Below are 15634 nucleotides of genomic sequence, written 5' to 3'. Positions count from 1 at the left end.
CTGGATTCCCCCCACGGGAATGGCGCAGCCACGCTGCCCCGATGTCCGGAGGCCGGCCGCGCTCTCTGTACGGTTGCTGTGAACATCACGCAACGGATCGAACTCTAGTACCTGCCTCCGACACGCGAACAACGGGTTTGTGCAGCCGGCGAGGACCTCACCTGCCCCTGTCGAGGGCGTGTCCAGTACGTGGTAGCGGATCCTCTGGGACGCGACGGCCGCGACAGCCGCGACAGCCTCGGCCGCCTCTCGGGAGAGCGGCGGCGGCTCAGCAGGCCGCACGGAGACGGTTGCCGGATTCCCCGGACCGGCAGTCCCGGCAGCGGCCGGGTTGCGCCGAGCGGAATCCCCGGTCGCAACCGTCGCAGTTCCGCATGGGTACGGTGACCGGACCCGCTGGGGGTTCCGCACTCCTTGCCGGTGTGGGCAGGGGAGTCTCCTTGAGCCGGTAGGCGAGGATGCCGGCCGGGCGGGTCAGCAGGGAGTCGGGGAGTCTTGCGGTGAGGTGGTCCGTGATCTGTGTGGGCAGTAGGCCTGCCGCGAGCCACCGGGTGACGGCCGGGGCGAGGCGGGCGGCCTCCTGTTCGGAGAGGACGAGGCGGGGGTCGATCCGACGCAGGGTGGCGAGTACGGCGATGGCTTTGGGGTCGGCGTCGGCGAGCGCGACCGGTGTCTCGGTTTTGGCCGGTGCGTGCGCCTGCACCGTTTCCTGCACGGCCGCGGGGGCGGGGGCGGGGGCGGGCGCGGGCGCGACCGCCGTGGCGGAGGGGGACTTCCGGGACCGACGAGGCTTGGGAGGCCCGTCCGGCTCGGGCTCCGGTCCTGGCCCTGGTCCTGGCCCTGGTCCTGGCCTTGGTCCTGGCCTTGGTCCTGGCCCTGGCTCGGGATTGCCACCGGGGACGTCGTAGAAGTACGTCCGGGTACGGATCTGCCCGGTGGGCGTCCGCTCGCGGTGGCGCTTCAGGTATCCGGCGTCTTCCAACTCCCTGAGGGCCCGGGAGATCAGGATCTCCCCCTCGGTGAAGTGTTCGCAGAGGGCGGCGATGCTCACGGGGGAGCCGTCGGGCAGGGAGAGGATGAGGGCCGCGACGCCGACGGTGACCGCGCTGCCGCGCCGTTGGGCGAGGGCGTTGGAGATCACGGTGAAGTCGGCGGTGAGCCGGGTGCGGACGTGGATCACGCCGGAGGTCGGAGCTCCGGCGTCGGCGCGCAGAGGCGCGTTAGACTGCGGGTCAGCCATCGGGAAGGTTCTGCTTCCTGATCGGTCAGGCCCTCGTTCGGGATGCCAGTCCCGGCCGGGGGCCGTCGTCTGTGTGCGGTTGTTGCGGCGAACGTAACGGTCCGTATCCCGCGCCTGCAAGCTGGTCACTCGGACGGGTGACGCGGGCCGTGCGGCCGGGGAGGGCGGGCGGGCGGGTAGTTCTTTCCCCCGGTTCTTTGGGGAGGTCAGTGGCCTGCCGGGCCCTCGCGGACAGGGGTCCGGTGAGCCCGGCGCGTGGACGGCGACCGGAGCCCGGCGGACTCAGCGACGGTGGCCCCCGGCCTTCAACTCGCCTATGAAGGCGGCCCAGGAGGCGGCTTCGAAGCACAGTGCAGGACCGCCCGGGACCTTGCTGTCACGGACGGGGACGACGGCCGCCTGGAATCCGTCGGCCACCTCCACGCAGTTGCCACCCTCCTGATTGCTGTAGCTGCTCCTGCGCCAGGCGGCGCCGGTCGGTTCGGGACGGGAGATTCGAGCCATGGCGGTTGTCCTCCAGCACGGATCGGATCATGTCGAGCGACATGAGCGGGGGCAGAGCTGCCGCCCGAAGCCGATCGTAGGTGAGTGAGAAGCTCCTGACCTCGTCCGGATCCTCGATGAGTTGGCCGTAGTGCGCGCCCTCGGTGTAGGCGGTCTCCGAGCCGTCCGGCATGGTGAGAACGGTGAGCGAGCCGCCCATCACATCGTGCGCGCCCTGGTCGAACGGCAGTACCTGCACGGTGATGTGACGCTCCGTCCGGGTCTTCACCAGCCGCCCCAACTGCTCACGCATCACCGCCGGGTCGCCGACCGGACGCCTGAGCACCGCCTCGTCGAGGACCACCCACAGCTCGGGCCGGTCGGGTGTGCGGAGGCGCCCCTGCCGCCCCATGCGGGCGGTGACCCGTTCCTCCAGCTGCTCCTTGCTGCCGAGCGTCCGGCCGACACTCAACACCGCCCGCGCGTACGGCTCGGTCTGCAACAGGCCCGGCACCACATGCGCCGCGTACTCGCGCACGGCCACCGCCCGCTCCGAGTACTCCATGAACTTCCGCGACCAGTCCGGGAACGCCTCCCGGTACACGTACGGCCACAGCTCCACCAGCAGGTCGTCCGCACCGAGCGCCACGTCCAGCGCACGCGCCAGCTCCAGTGTCGGTCTCGCCCCGGACGCCCGCTCGATCTGTGTGATCCGGGTGCTCACCACATGCGTCCTGGCGCCGAGTTCGGCCTGGGTCAGTCCGGCCGCCGTACGGAGTCTGCGCACGCGCGCGCCGAACAGCGCCGCCACCGACCCGCTCGGGTCAATTCCATTGGCCAAAGCGTCACTTCCGTTCCTTACGGGGCGAAAAGTAAGGCTGCGTCACCTGTTGAGCGTAGGGCGGCCGGACGATTCTTGAGCGCGGAACGTAGTGGATCGCGCACATCGTGCGACATCCCCCTGCTCGACGGAGAAGGACGGAACACGCCGTGCTGACAGAAACGACCGTCCCGGCGGACGAACCCGGGCGTGGCACCTCGCCCCTGGCCGCGGAGCCGGGTGCCCTCACCGGCGTACCGAGCGCACTTCCGCCTCTCGTCGCGCAGTTCGCGCCCTCTCCCCGAGGCGCGCGGCTGGCCCGCCGGATTGCCGTACGACGCATGGAGGAGTGGGGGTACCCGCCGGCCTCGGACGCGTCGTACGCGGTCGCCCTCGTGGTCGCCGAACTCGCCGCGAACGCCGTGCGACACGGCCGGGTGCCCGGACGTGACTTCGGCCTCCGACTCGCTCTCGACACGGCGGCGTGCCTGGTCCGCGTCGAGGTCTCGGACGCGGCGTGCGCGAAACGGATCCCCACGACCCCGCCCTCGTCGGTTCCCGAGGGCGAGTCGGGCCGAGGGCTGCTCTTGGTGGACGCCCTGGCCGTGTGCTGGGGTTCGGCGCCGCGTCACCCGTTGGGCAAGACGGTGTGGGCGGACGTGCCCACCACCCCACCCGCAGGCACGAGCCGCCACGGCGAACGCGGCGCGCCCCTCACGGGCGGACCCACCTCACCCCACCGAGACGATCACGGCGCGTCATGACCACCGCGGGCCACTGTTCACGAGCCCTCGGCTCTCCCTCGATCTTGCGGGAGAGCGTGGACTTCCACGTTCCGGCGGGGAGCTTCCAGGTCCTCCACATCGAAGTCCGCGCGGATCAGGCGTCGTACGTGCTCGGCGATGCCGGCTGTCACCGCTCGCCACTGTGCCTGCCGGTTCGTGAACGCCTCATCGGCGGCGATGCTCCGGTCGTCCGAGCCGAACGGAGTTCGAAGGTCCCGCCCTGCCACTGTTTCCCTGGACGAGCGACTGCAGCCAATCCATGCCGCCTTGACGACAGCCTGGCAGCCCCGCAATCAGGCGGACACGCCGGTGCGATTGAGCTCAGGCGGCCCGGAGCGCGGGGAGCCCCGGAAGACCTGGCTCGTGTGCCAGGAGCGGTGGGCTGCCGCGATGGGCGGCAGTCCGGGTTGAGGGCCCATGAGCGGACGGCCGGTGAGCGCGGTGACCTGCTCGCGGGCAGCCTGGCTGCGGCCGATGAACTGCTGCGAGACCAGGACGCGGTGGCCGTCGCCTATGCCGAGGACGCCCTTGTCGAAGAGTTTGTGGTGCAGCGAGCACAGGCACAGCCCGTTGTCGACCTCGTCCGGGCCGTCGAACGCCCACCAGCGCACATGCGCGGCCTCCAGCCCGACGGGCGCCGAGTCGATCATGCCGTCGTAGCCGCAGAAGGCGCACTGGTACTCGTACGCGGTCAGCACCATCTCCCGCATCCGCCGGTCCCGCTGCCGCCTCCCGGGCGCCGCCAGAGCATCGGTCTCCGCCAGCTCCAGTTCCAGACCCACCGCGTCGCACAGGTCCTGGTGCAGTGACGCCGGGAAGTGCAAATCCAACAGCACTCTTGCCATGCGGACCAGCAGCGACGGTTCCCGCTGGAGCGCCACCCGAAGGTCCGGGGCCAGCCGCCCGGTGGCCCGGCTGGCCCGCAGTTCCCGCACCCCGGTACCCGGACTGCCGACTCCGCGCTCGGTCCGCACCTCCCACACCCCGTCGCTGACCAGATGGTGGAAGGGATAGGCGGGCGTGGTCCCGCGCGGCGGACCGTACTCCACCAGCAGCTGCTTCAGATCCGCCTCCACCGCGCTGTACGGCAACTCGTCCGCGGCATCCGCCTGAAACCGGCCCAGCGCGTACAGCAGCAGCAACGGCTTGTGCGGCGCCCGCACCCCGTCCCGACTCCACTGCCTCAACTTCGCGGCCCGCTCCAGCCAGTCCATGACGGTGATCGTAGTGACGCCTGCCCGGATAGTGGTCCCCGGACCACTGGGTCCCGGGATGCCGAACGGCTCCGCACCCACCCCCCTCACAACCTTCTGCTCCGTAGCTCTGCAGAGACCGGTCATTGGATGTCATACAGACTGCGGGGAGGATCGTGAGTGCCGGTGTCGGTCGCCGGCGGTCACTGGGGTCGCTGTTCTTCGTTGCCGTACCGCTCACAGGTCCACTCGGGACTCCGTCTCCCCGCTTCCTTGGCGCAGCACCACGTGCGCCGGTCTGAAAGGCACAGCGTGGAGGGTCGGCTCCATCACCTTGAAGAGCGCTTCCGCATCCTTCCCGTAGGCGTACAGCACGGCTTCACCTCCGCCGAACTCGTTCCCGTCGACCTCGCCGACCCCTGCCTGCTCGACGGCGGCCGCCATGGCCCGCTCAGCATCGAAGATCGCTTCGCGCTCAGCACGCGAGCCGTACTCGTCGTCGCTGAGGCGGTAGTGGGCGATGACGGCTTCTTCCGGTGCTGCTGGTTCGGGGAGATCAAAGAGCGTGTCCATGTCCGCACCATCCCACCAGCCTCTGACAGCGCGCTCGCGCCGTGTCCACCGCCCCGCATGACGGTGCGCGCTTTCCAACTGTGGCGGTGGGGTGTCGGGGTGCGTGCAGGTGTGTTCACCTGCGTTCATCGGCGGCTCGTCACCAGACTTGGCTCGGCCTCCGGGGCTTGGCTGAACGCCGGTGAACCGGGCTGACCGAGACGGAAACTGAGACGGGCCTGTCCGACGGCGGTTGTCAGTGGTCTCGCTTAGTCTCCGGCCATGAGCATGATCGGTGAATACCTGCGCGTCACGGCCGCTGACCTGGGACATGCTCCGCTTCCTGCTGGCGCGCGCCGAGTTCCCCGTGAACGTGATCCGCGGTGAGGAGCCGTTTGCCGAGGATGAGGACTGGAGGTACGGGCCTCCGAGGTACCTGCGGTCTGAGCGAGTCCGGCTCGCGGCGGAAGCCCTGCGGGCTATCACCTATGCCCAGCTGATCAGTGGGGTAGACCCTGCTGAACGGACCAGCGCCGAGGTGTATCCGCTCGGGGAGGGCGAGCCCGGCTCGCTGGAATGGGGGGCGTCCCTGGTACGACGACCTCACACAGTTCTTCGAGGCCGCTGCCAGGGCGGACGACGCGATCCTCGTCTGGCTGGACTGACAGACCATGACGGCGGAGACCTCGGCTTGGGAAGCTGCGGGCGTTTGCGACTCATTGGGCCCTTGACCTGGCGACCCGTTCGATCATGAACCGCCCCCTCTGTCCCATGGTGTCTCACCGCAGGACAGACCTGGGGTACGACATAGGTCGGCGGAGTCTTCATGACCGGGTCAGCACTTTGGAGCGCTGGTTCCTTCTTCCCAGCCCCACTCATGGCGGCAGTCGAGGCAGGTGAGGTGAGTGGACACCGACTCCGTCCTGCTGTGCGCGATGCGGAAAAGTTCCTGCTCGTCAGTGGTGGTGGGGTCGAACACGGTCAGGACGCGGTCTGTCGCTGCGCCGCAGCGGGGACACGGCGTGGGCGGATCAAGGCGGGGACGCATGGATCACCTGCTTGGTCGGTTGAGCGCTCAAGGTAGCCAACTGCGAGGCTGCTCGTGGTGGTGTGGTGGTTGAAGGGGCGGTTGTCTCGTAGGAGGGCCCATAGGAAGTCGACGCGGCGCCGGGCGAGGGTGACGAGATGATTGGCGCGGTCGGGGCCGTCGTGGATGCTGCTGGTCTGGGCGGAGAGGCAGAAGACGCGGCGAAGGCGTCGGTTGTAGCGCTGGGGGCGGTGCAGGTTGCCGGTACGACGTCCGGAGTCTTTGGCGACCGGGACCAGGCCTGCGGCGGAAGCGAGATGGCCGGCGTAGCAACGAGGAACTCGGCTCCCAGGATTGGCCCCATGCCGGGCACCGATTCGATGACGGCTGCCTGCGGACGGATGTGGAAGGCATCCCTGATCTGCAGGTCGAGCTGCTTGATTTGTTCATCCAGGGCCAGGACCTGTGCGCCCGCCTCGGTGTCCCGGCCCTCATGGCAGAAGCCGTCGCCGCGGAGCTCTGAAGGCGGAGTTCGGCGCGACGTGTTACCTCTTTCGCCGCACTCGCTGAAATCCTGCGGTGACCAAAAGGAGCAGCACTGAGAAGCAGCACATGGCGATCACGTTGGCCCAGGATGCGCCCGCCCACCACCGGCCTGCTGCGGACGCGAGCCCAAGTATCAATGCGATTCCACCGAAGGCGATCAGCCCTCGTGTTCTTCGTGACATGCCGCTTGTTTACACGTCCTCGCACTCATCGGGCGAGCGATGCTGCGGCTTCTCCGCCAACGTCCGCCGAACCTTCCGCCAGGCGCTCAGGGCATCGAGGGGACCAATGCGGACGAGTGGACGCCTCTGCTGCTCCGGCACGGTTTCGTGTCGTTGCCCTCGGACCGGGGCGTGTCGCTGGAGGAGATCTCCCGGCTTGTCGGGCACTCGGGGACTGCCGTCACCGACGAGGTCTACCGGAAGCAGATCCGGCCCGTGATCCAGACCGGCGCGGTGGTCATGGACGGGACCTTCGGCGCCGATCCGCAGCGGTCGTAGAGGCTCGGGGGGAGGTAGTCACGCAGATAGTCACGCAGCCCAAAACAGATCAGCCACCTGCTCACGTGAGCAGGTGGCTGATCTGTTTCGGCTGTCGGGGTGGCGGGATTTGAACCCACGACCTCTTCGTCCCGAACGAAGCGCGCTGCCAAGCTGCGCTACACCCCGGTGTCGCTGCTTTGCTGCTTGTCGCGGCGACGTCGTTTACTTTAGCCCACCGGTGGCCGGAGACGAAATCCGGTTTAGGGGCGGCGGCCGACCGGGTTCGGGCGGGCGTGGTCCAGGGCCACCAGGAGGACCGCCAGGCCGTAGAACGCGAGGCCCAGCAGGAGCGCGTTGGCGAGGGTGGCGCGGTAGCTGTGCTGCTCGGCGTCGAGGAAGGGATAGAGGTAGCGGCCCGGTGTGCCGGGGAGGATCAGCCCTGCCCGGATGAGGGTGAAGGTCAGGTAGGCCAGGGGGTACAGCATCCACGCCGAGGTCTGGCGGAGGCGGAGGCGGGCCGGGGGTGTGAGGACGAGCCAGTCCAGGAGCGCCGCCGCGGGGGCCGCCGTGTAGAGGAGCTGCAGGGCCAGCCACTGGCCGTGCCAGGCCACCGGAAGGTGCGTCGAGCCCGTCATCGAGAACGGGGGCGTCGTATGGCCCAGGAGCAGGTGGTAGACCAGGGCCGAGATCACCGTGTAGAGAAGTGCCGCCCCGGTCAGGGCCGAGGGCAGGGGCCGGCCCGCCTGCCAGGCCCGGCGGGCCGAGGCGAGACTCACCAGGGTCAGGATCACCGCCGCCTGGACTCCGAAGTAGCTCATGATCCGGCCCGGGTCGCCCAGCAGCAGCTCCAGGGCCACGCCCGCCGCTGCCAGTGCGGCCGTCGCGAGGCGGAAGATCGCGGTCACGGGGCGGGGGACGGGCGCGACCACCGCCGTCGCCGGAACGTATCCGGGCAGCAGCACGGGCGTGCCCGGGACCGCGGGGAGACCGGGTATGTCCCGGGGTATCGGAGGAGTCGTCGTCATGCCCCCAAAGTAGGGAGAAAGGGGCATGGCTGGCATGTCGGTCTACGCCGGGTGGGTTATTCCGTTGTCTCCCCGCGGTGGTCCCCATCGGTGGTCCCCATCGGTGGTCCCCCGCGGTGGTCCCCCGCGGTGGTCTCCCGCGGTGGTCTCCCCCGCGAGATGGTCCCGCGCGGTGGCCGGTCGGGCTACTCCCGTCCCACCAGCGTCAGCAGCGTCGCCTCCGGCGGGCAGGCGAAGCGGACCGGGGTGTAGCGGTTCGTGCCGCAGCCCGCCGAGACGTGGAGGTAGGACGTACGGCCCTCCGCCGTGTGCGTGGACAGCCCCTTCACCCGGTCCGCGTCCAGGTCGCAGTTGGTGACCAGGGCGCCGTAGAACGGGATGCAGAGCTGGCCGCCGTGCGTGTGGCCGGCCAGGACCAGGGGGTAGCCGTCGGCCGTGAAGGAGTCCAGGACGCGCAGGTACGGGGCGTGCACGACGCCCATCGAGAAGTCGGCCGTACCCGACGGGCCGCCCGCCACCTGCGGGTAGCGGTCGCGCTTGATGTGCGGGTCGTCCAGTCCCGTCAGCTCCACCGAGGCGCCCTCGATCTTCAGGACCCCCCGGGTGTTCGTCAGGTTCAGCCAGCCGGCCCCGTCGAAACCGTCCCGCAGTTCCTCCCACGGGTTGTGGATCGCGCCGACGACCGGCGGGTTGCCGTTCAGGCCGTGCCTGCCGCTCGTCCTCTCCAGCAGGTAGCGGGCGGGGTTGCGGGGCCTGGGGCCGTAGTAGTCGTTGGAACCGAAGACGTACGCGCCCGGGAACTCCATCAACGGGCCCAGCGCGTCCAGGACCTCCGGGACGCCCTCCGGGTCGGACAGGTTGTCGCCCGTGTTGAGCACGAAGTCCGGGCGCAGGCCCGCCAGCGACTGGAGCCAGCGCCGCTTCTTGCGCTGGCCGCAGACCATGTGGATGTCGGAGACCTGGAGCACGCGCAGCGGGCGCATCCCCGGCGGGAGGACCGGGACCGTCACCCGGCGCAGGCGGAAGGACCGGGCCTCGAAGCCGGCCGCGTACAACACACCCGCGGCGCCGAACGCCGCGATTCCCAGGGGTACTCCGTATCGAGCGCGCATACATCCATCGTGTCAGACGTGGGGAGGGGGTTGAGACCGGCCGGGGGAGGCGGAGGCCAGGAGGAGGTGGAGGCCAGAAGGAAGGGGGCGGAGAAAACGGTGGGCGGGGCGGGTGCGGCACCTGCGACAATCGGTGTCATGACCACCACGCTCAAGTCGAAGCTGAAGGACGACCTCAACGTCGCGATCAAGGCGCGCGACGAGCTCCGCTCGGCCACGCTCCGTATGACGCTCGCCGCGATCACCAACGAGGAGGTCGCCGGCAAGCAGAAGCGCGAGCTCTCCGACGACGAGGTGCTCAAGGTGATCGCCAAGGAGGCGAAGAAGCGCCGGGAGGCGGCCGAGGCCTTCACCCAGGGCGGTCGTACCGAGAGCGCCGACCGGGAGAAGGCGGAGGGCGAGGTCCTCGCCGGCTACCTGCCGAAGCAGCTCGGCGACGAGGAGCTGGCGGCGATCGTCTCCGCGGCCGTCGAGGAGGCGCAGGCGGCGGGTGCCGAGGGGCCGCGGGCCATGGGCGCCGTGATGAAGATCGTGAACCCGAAGGTGGCCGGCCTGGCCGAGGGCGGCCGCGTCGCCGCCGCGGTGAAGAAGCGGCTCCAGGGCTGACGGTCCGGGGGACGACGCGGGCGGCAGTACGACGGTGGGGCCGCACCTCTGAAGAAGAGGTGCGGCCCCACTGTCGTAACAACCGTCGTACCCGCCGGACGTCGACGTCGCGTCGGACGTCGCGCCGGACGTCGCGTCGGACGTCGCGCCGGACATCGCGTCGGACGTCGCGCCGACTGTCGTGTCGGACGGCCGGCGTACCCGGAGGTCAGTTCCGGTTTCCGCCGTTGCCGTTGTTCCCGCCGTTCCCGTTGCCCTGGATGAAGCCGTCGGGGAGGGAGAAGGTCGGGGTCGGGGTGCTGCCGCCGTCGTCCGTGCCGCCGATGAGGCCGCCGATCAGGCCCGCCGTGGTGTCGCCCCCGTTGCTGTTGCCGTTTCCGTTCCCGTGGCCCTTGCTGTTGTCGTTCTCGTCCGGGATGTCGACGAGGTTGAAGGACTCGGACGGCTTGCCCTCCAGGGCGCCGGTCATGGCGTCCTTCCAGATCGGGCCCGGGGTGTCGGCGCCGAACACCTCGGAGTGGTAGACGCCGCCGATGGTGATGTTGGTCATCTCGATGTTCTGCTTGGCGCTGCCGACCCAGACCGCGCCCGCGAGGTTCGGCGTGTAGCCGACGAACCAGGCGTTCTTGCGGGAGTCCGTCGTACCCGTCTTGCCCGCGCTCTCCCGGTCGTCCAGACCGGCCTGCTGGCCGGTACCGGAGTCGATCACGCCGCGCAGCAGGGTGTTGACCGTGTCCGCGGTCTTCTGGCTCATCGCCCGCGAGCAGGTGGACTTCGGGACGGCCAGGGACTTCTGCTCGTTGCCGATCTTCTGGGTGATCGACTCGATGGCGACCGGGGTGCAGTACATGCCGCGGTCGGCGAAGGCGGCGTACGCGCTCGCCATGGTCAGCGGCGAGAGGCCGATCGCGCCGAGGGCGATGGAGGGGGTCTCCGGAAGCTTCGAGCCGTCGCCCTGGTGGACGTGGAGCGAGTCGGTCATCTTGACCACCGGGCACAGGCCGATGTCGGAGATCAGCTGGACGAAGTAGGTGTTGATGGACTTCGCCATCGCCTTCTTCATCTGGTACGGGCCGACCTCGGACTCGTTCTCGTTCTGGACCTGCTCGCCGTCCGTGTTGACCCACTGCTTGCCGTTGCACTGCTGGACGGGGCTCGGGTAGTTCATCTTGTACGGCGACGAGTACTCCTGCGTCGCCGACTTGCCGCCCTCGATGGCGGCCGCGGCCACGAACGGCTTGAACGTCGAACCCGTCGGGAAGCCGTAGTTGGAGCCGCCGTAGTCCCGGTCGACCGAGAAGTTGTACTCGGTCTCGTTCTTGTTGTAGCCGTACGGCTTCGACTGGCCCATGCCCAGGATCTTGCCCGTGCCGGGCTCGACCAGGGTGGCGGCGGCCGCGACCGAGTCGGACTTGTAGACGTGGTCCTTGAGCGAGGACTGCACCGACTCCTGGGCCTGCGGGTCCAGGGTGGTGCGGATGGTCAGGCCGCCCTGGTTCCAGAGCTTGGCGCGCTCCGCGCTGGTCTTGCCGAAGGTCGGGTCGGTGAGGAAGACGTTCTCAACGTACTTGCAGAAGAAACCGGCGCCCTTGACCGCGGTGATGCAGCCGTTCTTCGGCTGGGTGACGTGCAGGCCGAGCGGGGACGCCTTGGCCTTGTCGGCCTCCGCCTGGGAGATGTCGCCGAGCTGGGCCATGCGCTCCAGCACGGTGTTGCGCCGCTTGGTCGCCTCGGCCTCGTCGTTGACCGGGTCGTAGCGGCTCGGCGACTGCACGATGCCGGCCAGCAGGGCCGACTGCTGGAGGTTCAGGTCCTTGGCGTGCTTGGAGAAGTAGCGCTGGGAGGCGGCCTCGATGCCGTAGGCCTGCTCGCCGAAGAAGGTGATGTTCAGGTAGTTCTCGAGGATCTTCTTCTTGCCGAGCTTCTCCTCCAGCTGGATCGCGTACTTCAGCTCCTTGACCTTGCGGCCGAGCGTCTGCTGGGTGGCCTCGGCGACCTTCGTCGGGTCGTCGCCGGCCTCCTCGATGAAGTAGTTCTTCACCAGCTGCTGGGTGAGCGTGGACGCGCCCTGGGAGACCCCGCCGCTCTGCGCGTTCTTGTTCAGCGCCCGCAGCACGCCCTTCAGGTCGATGGCGCCGTGCTGGTAGTAGCGCGAGTCCTCGATCGCGACGATCGCCTTCTGCATGTACGGCGAGATGTCCTTGAGGTCCACCACCGTGCGGTCACGGGAGTAGACCTGGGCGATCTGGTTGCCCTTGCTGTCCAGGATCGTGGTGCGCTGGCTGAGCTGCGGGCTCTTCAGGTTGGCCGGGATCTCGTCGAAGCCCTGTACCGAACCCTTGGCCGCGAGGCCCAGGGCCCCGGCCGCGGGCAGCGCGATGCCCGCCATCACGGCTCCCGCGAGCACACTGACACCGAGGAACTTGGCGGCCTGCTGTGTGGTCGACAGACCACCGCCCGAGCGCTTCTTTGGCATGGGGGCAGCCTAATCCGTAGTGCTCACCGTTCCGGGTGAGCGGGCGGCTCTCGGGATGTTCGAGTGCCGGATCGTGACATAGAGGGCGACCCGGCAGCCCACAGCGGGCCGCACCGCCGACTCCGGCTGACGGCACGACGACATGGACGGTCTACGTTGCCATTCGCCGGACACACGTACAGGCCTTGGCCTAAGCTGCTCTCAACTGTCACAGCAGTGCGGCCACGTATCAATACGTCCGGCGACCCCGAATCGTTTCGGAACCCGCCCACTTTTTTTCGGGTGATGTGTTGATGGTGTGTCCGAATCCGCCTCGTGTGTCACTTGGCGTCCGTTGTGGCGCACCGTAGCTGTCCCGGTTTGCCGCGAACATCGCGTATGTCGCCAGCTCACTCCCGCGGGTGATCTGCCGCTTACCCATAGTCCGTTCGGGCCATTCAAGATTGGGCCCGAAGGGGGTGTTGCGCTGTGCCCACCTTCCGTAACGTCCTCAACTGGCGGCGGTGAATATGCCGCTGCCGCCGTGGGGGAGCCTCGATTCGGGAGAGGACGGCGCCGGTATGGGCTGGGTAACCGACTGGAGTGCGCAGGCTGCCTGCCGCACTACCGATCCGGATGAACTGTTCGTTCAAGGAGCAGCGCAGAACAGGGCCAAGGCGGTGTGCACCGGATGTCCGGTACGCACGGAATGCCTGGCCGATGCGCTGGACAATCGCGTCGAGTTCGGCGTGTGGGGAGGCATGACGGAGCGGGAGCGCCGCGCACTGCTGCGCAGGCGGCCCACCGTGACCTCCTGGCGCAGGCTCCTGGAGACAGCGCGCTCGGAGTACGAGCGGGGGACCGGGATCGTCCCCCTCGACAGCGACGAGGTGTACGAGAACTACGCAGCGGTGAGCTGAACCGCACAGCTCGGCTAGGGCAGCTCCGGCCGGCCGGCCGCGAGTCGGCTGCCGATGTCCCGCAGCCCCGAGAGGTCGTGCACATCGCCGGGCAGCGCGGCCACTTGCACCACGGCCACCTCGGGGTGGCGCGCGGTGAAGCGGTCACGTGTGCGCTGCTCGCGGGAGAGCAGCTGCATGCGCTCGGCGTGCAGCCTCAGCAGGCCTGCGGTGAGCTGGTCGACGGTGCGGTCCGGGGTCGCTGACGAGGGGGATTCGTCAGCCGTGTCCGCAGGGCCTGACGAGGGGGATTCGTCGGGCCGGGACTCGGACGGCACGTGCGCGGGTGATTCAGAACTGCCGTACGTGTCGGGAGAGTTACGAAGTCCAGCTTTCCCGCCACCCTGATCGACAATGCGGGCCTCTTCAAGATTTTCCGCGGCGGTGAGCGCACGCTCGGCCGACAGCCGGTCGGCGCCGCTGCCGTGGACCCGGTTGAGGACCAGACCGACCAGCGGCATGTCCTCCGCGGCCAGCCGCTCCACGAAGTACGCGGCCTCCCGCAGCGCGTCCCGCTCCGGAGCCGCCACCACCAGGAACGCCGTACCGGGCGCCTGAAGCAGCTTGTACGTCGCGTCCGCGCGCGTACGGAACCCGCCGAACGTCGTGTCCATCGCGGCCACGAACGTCTGGACGTCCTTCAGCAGCTGCCCGCCGAGCAGTTTGCCCAGGGTGCCGGTCATCATCGACATCCCGACGTTCAGGAAAGCCATGCCCGCGCGGCCGCCGAGTTTGGCGGGGGCCGTGAGGAGGCGGATCAGGCGGCCGTCCAGGAAGGAGCCGAGGCGTTTCGGCGCGTCCAGGAAGTCCAGGGCGGAGCGGGAGGGCGGGGTGTCGACCACGATCAGGTCCCACTCGTCCCGGGCCCGCAGCTGGCCCAGCTTCTCCATCGCCATGTACTCCTGCGTGCCCGCGAAGCCCGCCGAGAGCGACTGGTAGAACGGGTTGGCCAGGATGGCGGCCGCCCGCTCGGCGTCCGCGTGCGCCTCCACGACCTCGTCGAAGGTGCGCTTCATGTCGAGCATCATGGCGTGCAGTTCGCCGGCGCCCTCGGTGCCCTTCACCTTCCGCGGCACGTTGTCCAGCGAGTCGATGCCCATGGACTGCGCGAGCCGCTTGGCCGGGTCGATGGTCAGCACCACCACCTTGCGGCCGCGTTCCGCCGCCCGCAGGCCCAGGGCCGCCGCGGTGGTGGTCTTCCCGACGCCGCCCGAGCCGCAGCAGACCACGATCCGGGTGTCGGGGTCGTCGAGCAGCGGGTCGACGTCGAGCACGGGCGCGGGAGAGAGCCGACGGGCGTCGTCCTGTGCCTCGGCCGGGTCCGGAGTCATGACATCCCCTGTTTCCGCAGTTCGCGGGCGAGTTCGTAGAGGCCCGCCAGGTCCATCCCCTCGGCGAGCAGCGGCAGTTCGTGCCGCTGAAGGTCCAGCTCGGCGAGGACCGCGCGCTGCTCGTGCTCCAGCGCGTACCGCTCGGCGTACTCGGATGCCTGCGTGAGCAGCGGGCTCACCAGCTGCTCGGCCTTCCCGCCGCGCCGTGCCCCGCCGAGCCCCGCCGCCGACAGCGCCTGCGCCACGGCGGTGCGCGGCACGCTCCGTACGAGTTCCAGGTCGGCCGCGTCCAACACCTCCGGCCGGACCATGTTCACGATGACACGGCCCACCGGCAGCCGCGCGGCGTGCAGTTCGGCGATGCCGTCGGCGGTCTCCTGGACCGGCATCTCCTCCAGGAGCGTGACCAGGTGCACGGCCGTCTCCTTGGACTTCAGCACCCGCATCACGGCCTGTGCCTGGTTGTGTATCGGGCCGATCTTGGCGAGCCCGGCCACCTCGTCGTTGACGTTCAGGAAGCGGGTGATGCGGCCGGTCGGCGGGGCGTCCATGACGACGTAGTCGTAGATGAACCGACCGGCCTTGTCCTTCCTGCGCACCGCCTCGCACGCCTTGCCGGTCAGCAGGACGTCCCTGAGGCCGGGCGCGACCGTGGTGGCGAAGTCGATCGCGCCGAGCTTCTTCAGGGCCCGGCCCGCCCCGCCGAGTTTGTAGAACATCTGGAGGTAGTCCAGAAGGGCCAGTTCGGGATCGATGGCGAGGGCGTAGACCTCACCACCGCCCGGCGCGACCGCGATTTTCCGCTCTTCGTAGGGCAACGCCTCCGTCTCGAAGAGCTGGGCGATGCCCTGCCGGCCCTCGACCTCCACGAGAAGCGTCCGCTTCCCCTCGGTCGCGAGGGCCAGCGCGAGTGCGGCGGCGACCGTCGTCTTTCCGGTCCCGCCCTTGCCGCTGACGACCTGGAGCCTGCTCACGCCTTCGAGACTAACCAGTCGGCCGGACACTCACGCGGGAGGCT

The 15634-nt window shown here is 69.3% G+C and carries 14 protein-coding genes, 1 tRNA gene and 2 pseudogenes; 5 read left to right on the top strand and 12 right to left on the bottom strand.

The genetic code is table 11. The features are described 5' to 3' along the window. Positions 1-268: 268 nt before the first annotated feature. The 3 genes from IEZ11_RS15040 to IEZ11_RS15035 all read right to left on the bottom strand — a co-directional run bounded on the left by IEZ11_RS15040 (position 269) and on the right by IEZ11_RS15035 (position 2534). On the bottom strand, positions 269-1240 hold the full coding sequence (locus tag IEZ11_RS15040; protein ID WP_189263230.1) for a hypothetical protein: 972 nt from the start codon (positions 1238-1240) through the stop codon (positions 269-271). 282 nt (positions 1241-1522) lie between these two features. Then, positions 1523-1657, bottom strand: coding sequence for a DUF397 domain-containing protein (locus IEZ11_RS50785; RefSeq protein ID WP_229713024.1), 135 nt, complete (start codon positions 1655-1657; stop codon positions 1523-1525). Continuing rightward, positions 1617-2534: a helix-turn-helix domain-containing protein gene (locus IEZ11_RS15035; protein ID WP_189263466.1), complete on the bottom strand. Its 918-nt coding sequence runs from the start codon at positions 2532-2534 to the stop codon at positions 1617-1619. Before IEZ11_RS15035 ends, IEZ11_RS50785 begins: the two co-directional genes overlap by 41 nt. Positions 2535-2767: 233 nt before the next feature. Here IEZ11_RS15035 and IEZ11_RS15030 point away from each other — a divergent pair, with 233 nt between their 5' ends. Beyond that, positions 2768-3307, top strand: a complete 540-nt coding sequence (locus tag IEZ11_RS15030) for an ATP-binding protein (RefSeq protein WP_229713053.1) — start codon at positions 2768-2770, stop codon at positions 3305-3307. A gap of 314 nt (positions 3308-3621) precedes the next feature. Here IEZ11_RS15030 and IEZ11_RS15025 read toward each other — a convergent pair whose 3' ends face one another. After that, on the bottom strand, positions 3622-4542 hold the full coding sequence (locus IEZ11_RS15025) for a phosphorothioated DNA-binding restriction endonuclease (protein ID WP_189263228.1): 921 nt from the start codon (positions 4540-4542) through the stop codon (positions 3622-3624). Positions 4543-4758: 216 nt separating this feature from the next. Beyond that, positions 4759-5094, bottom strand: a complete 336-nt coding sequence (locus IEZ11_RS15020; protein WP_189263227.1) for a hypothetical protein — start codon at positions 5092-5094, stop codon at positions 4759-4761. 310 nt (positions 5095-5404) lie between these two features. On the opposite strand from IEZ11_RS15020, the gene IEZ11_RS15015 reads away from it, so the two are divergent. Further along, on the top strand, positions 5405-5827 hold the full coding sequence (locus tag IEZ11_RS15015; protein ID WP_229713023.1) for a DUF1877 family protein: 423 nt from the start codon (positions 5405-5407) through the stop codon (positions 5825-5827). 335 nt (positions 5828-6162) lie between these two features. Here the strand turns inward: IEZ11_RS15015 and IEZ11_RS15010 are convergent. Then, a pseudogene (locus IEZ11_RS15010) lies at positions 6163-6578 on the bottom strand (transposase); the annotation flags it as partial. A gap of 302 nt (positions 6579-6880) precedes the next feature. Between IEZ11_RS15010 and IEZ11_RS15005 the strand changes: the two are divergent. Beyond that, positions 6881-7146 (top strand): annotated as a pseudogene (locus IEZ11_RS15005) (site-specific integrase); the annotation flags it as partial. Between the two features lie 94 nt (positions 7147-7240). On the opposite strand, the gene IEZ11_RS15000 reads toward IEZ11_RS15005, so the two are convergent. The 3 genes from IEZ11_RS15000 to IEZ11_RS14990 form a co-directional block, all read right to left on the bottom strand. Next, positions 7241-7314: transfer RNA gene (locus IEZ11_RS15000), tRNA-Pro, on the bottom strand. A 74-nt stretch (positions 7315-7388) separates the two neighbouring features. Then, positions 7389-8153 (bottom strand): Pr6Pr family membrane protein, encoded by a 765-nt coding sequence (locus IEZ11_RS14995; protein WP_189263226.1) that lies wholly within the window; start codon positions 8151-8153, stop codon positions 7389-7391. 185 nt (positions 8154-8338) lie between these two features. Next, on the bottom strand, positions 8339-9265 hold the full coding sequence (locus IEZ11_RS14990; RefSeq protein WP_189263225.1) for a metallophosphoesterase: 927 nt from the start codon (positions 9263-9265) through the stop codon (positions 8339-8341). Positions 9266-9403: 138 nt separating this feature from the next. On the opposite strand from IEZ11_RS14990, the gene IEZ11_RS14985 reads away from it, so the two are divergent. Further along, complete coding sequence (locus IEZ11_RS14985) at positions 9404-9871, top strand: GatB/YqeY domain-containing protein (protein ID WP_189263224.1); 468 nt, start codon at positions 9404-9406, stop codon at positions 9869-9871. Between the two features lie 208 nt (positions 9872-10079). Here IEZ11_RS14985 and IEZ11_RS14980 read toward each other — a convergent pair whose 3' ends face one another. Continuing rightward, a complete protein-coding gene (locus tag IEZ11_RS14980; RefSeq protein ID WP_189263223.1) occupies positions 10080-12347 on the bottom strand; it encodes a transglycosylase domain-containing protein in 2268 nt (755 codons plus the stop codon). 560 nt (positions 12348-12907) lie between these two features. On the opposite strand from IEZ11_RS14980, the gene wblA reads away from it, so the two are divergent. Continuing rightward, positions 12908-13246: a transcriptional regulator WblA gene (wblA, locus tag IEZ11_RS14975; RefSeq protein WP_132856581.1), complete on the top strand. Its 339-nt coding sequence runs from the start codon at positions 12908-12910 to the stop codon at positions 13244-13246. Between the two features lie 14 nt (positions 13247-13260). Here wblA and bagB read toward each other — a convergent pair whose 3' ends face one another. Both bagB and bagA read right to left on the bottom strand, forming a co-directional pair. Then, a complete protein-coding gene (bagB, locus tag IEZ11_RS14970; protein ID WP_189263222.1) occupies positions 13261-14616 on the bottom strand; it encodes an ATPase BagB in 1356 nt (451 codons plus the stop codon). Further along, entirely contained in the window at positions 14613-15590 is a 978-nt protein-coding gene (gene bagA, locus IEZ11_RS14965; RefSeq protein ID WP_189263221.1) for an ATPase BagA, read from the bottom strand. The genes bagB and bagA overlap by 4 nt, the downstream gene beginning before the upstream one ends. Positions 15591-15634 lie beyond the last annotated feature (44 nt).

Origin of the sequence: Streptomyces fuscichromogenes, assembly GCF_014645815.1 — a bacterium.
Classification (GTDB): domain Bacteria; phylum Actinomycetota; class Actinomycetes; order Streptomycetales; family Streptomycetaceae; genus Streptomyces; species Streptomyces fuscichromogenes.
This window is presented reverse-complemented; position numbering and strand designations above follow the sequence as displayed.

Coding starts and splice junctions, on each gene's coding strand:
- IEZ11_RS14985 (WP_189263224.1), top strand. CDS start 9,404: ATGACCACCACGCTCAAGTCGAAGCTGAAGGACGACCTCAACGTCGCG.
- wblA (WP_132856581.1), top strand. CDS start 12,908: ATGGGCTGGGTAACCGACTGGAGTGCGCAGGCTGCCTGCCGCACTACC.
- IEZ11_RS15025 (WP_189263228.1), bottom strand. CDS start 4,542: ATGGACTGGCTGGAGCGGGCCGCGAAGTTGAGGCAGTGGAGTCGGGAC.
- IEZ11_RS15020 (WP_189263227.1), bottom strand. CDS start 5,094: ATGGACACGCTCTTTGATCTCCCCGAACCAGCAGCACCGGAAGAAGCC.
- IEZ11_RS14990 (WP_189263225.1), bottom strand. CDS start 9,265: ATGCGCGCTCGATACGGAGTACCCCTGGGAATCGCGGCGTTCGGCGCC.
- IEZ11_RS14980 (WP_189263223.1), bottom strand. CDS start 12,347: ATGCCAAAGAAGCGCTCGGGCGGTGGTCTGTCGACCACACAGCAGGCC.
- IEZ11_RS14995 (WP_189263226.1), bottom strand. CDS start 8,153: ATGACGACGACTCCTCCGATACCCCGGGACATACCCGGTCTCCCCGCG.
- IEZ11_RS15015 (WP_229713023.1), top strand. CDS start 5,405: ATGCTCCGCTTCCTGCTGGCGCGCGCCGAGTTCCCCGTGAACGTGATC.
- IEZ11_RS15040 (WP_189263230.1), bottom strand. CDS start 1,240: ATGGCTGACCCGCAGTCTAACGCGCCTCTGCGCGCCGACGCCGGAGCT.
- bagB (WP_189263222.1), bottom strand. CDS start 14,616: ATGACTCCGGACCCGGCCGAGGCACAGGACGACGCCCGTCGGCTCTCT.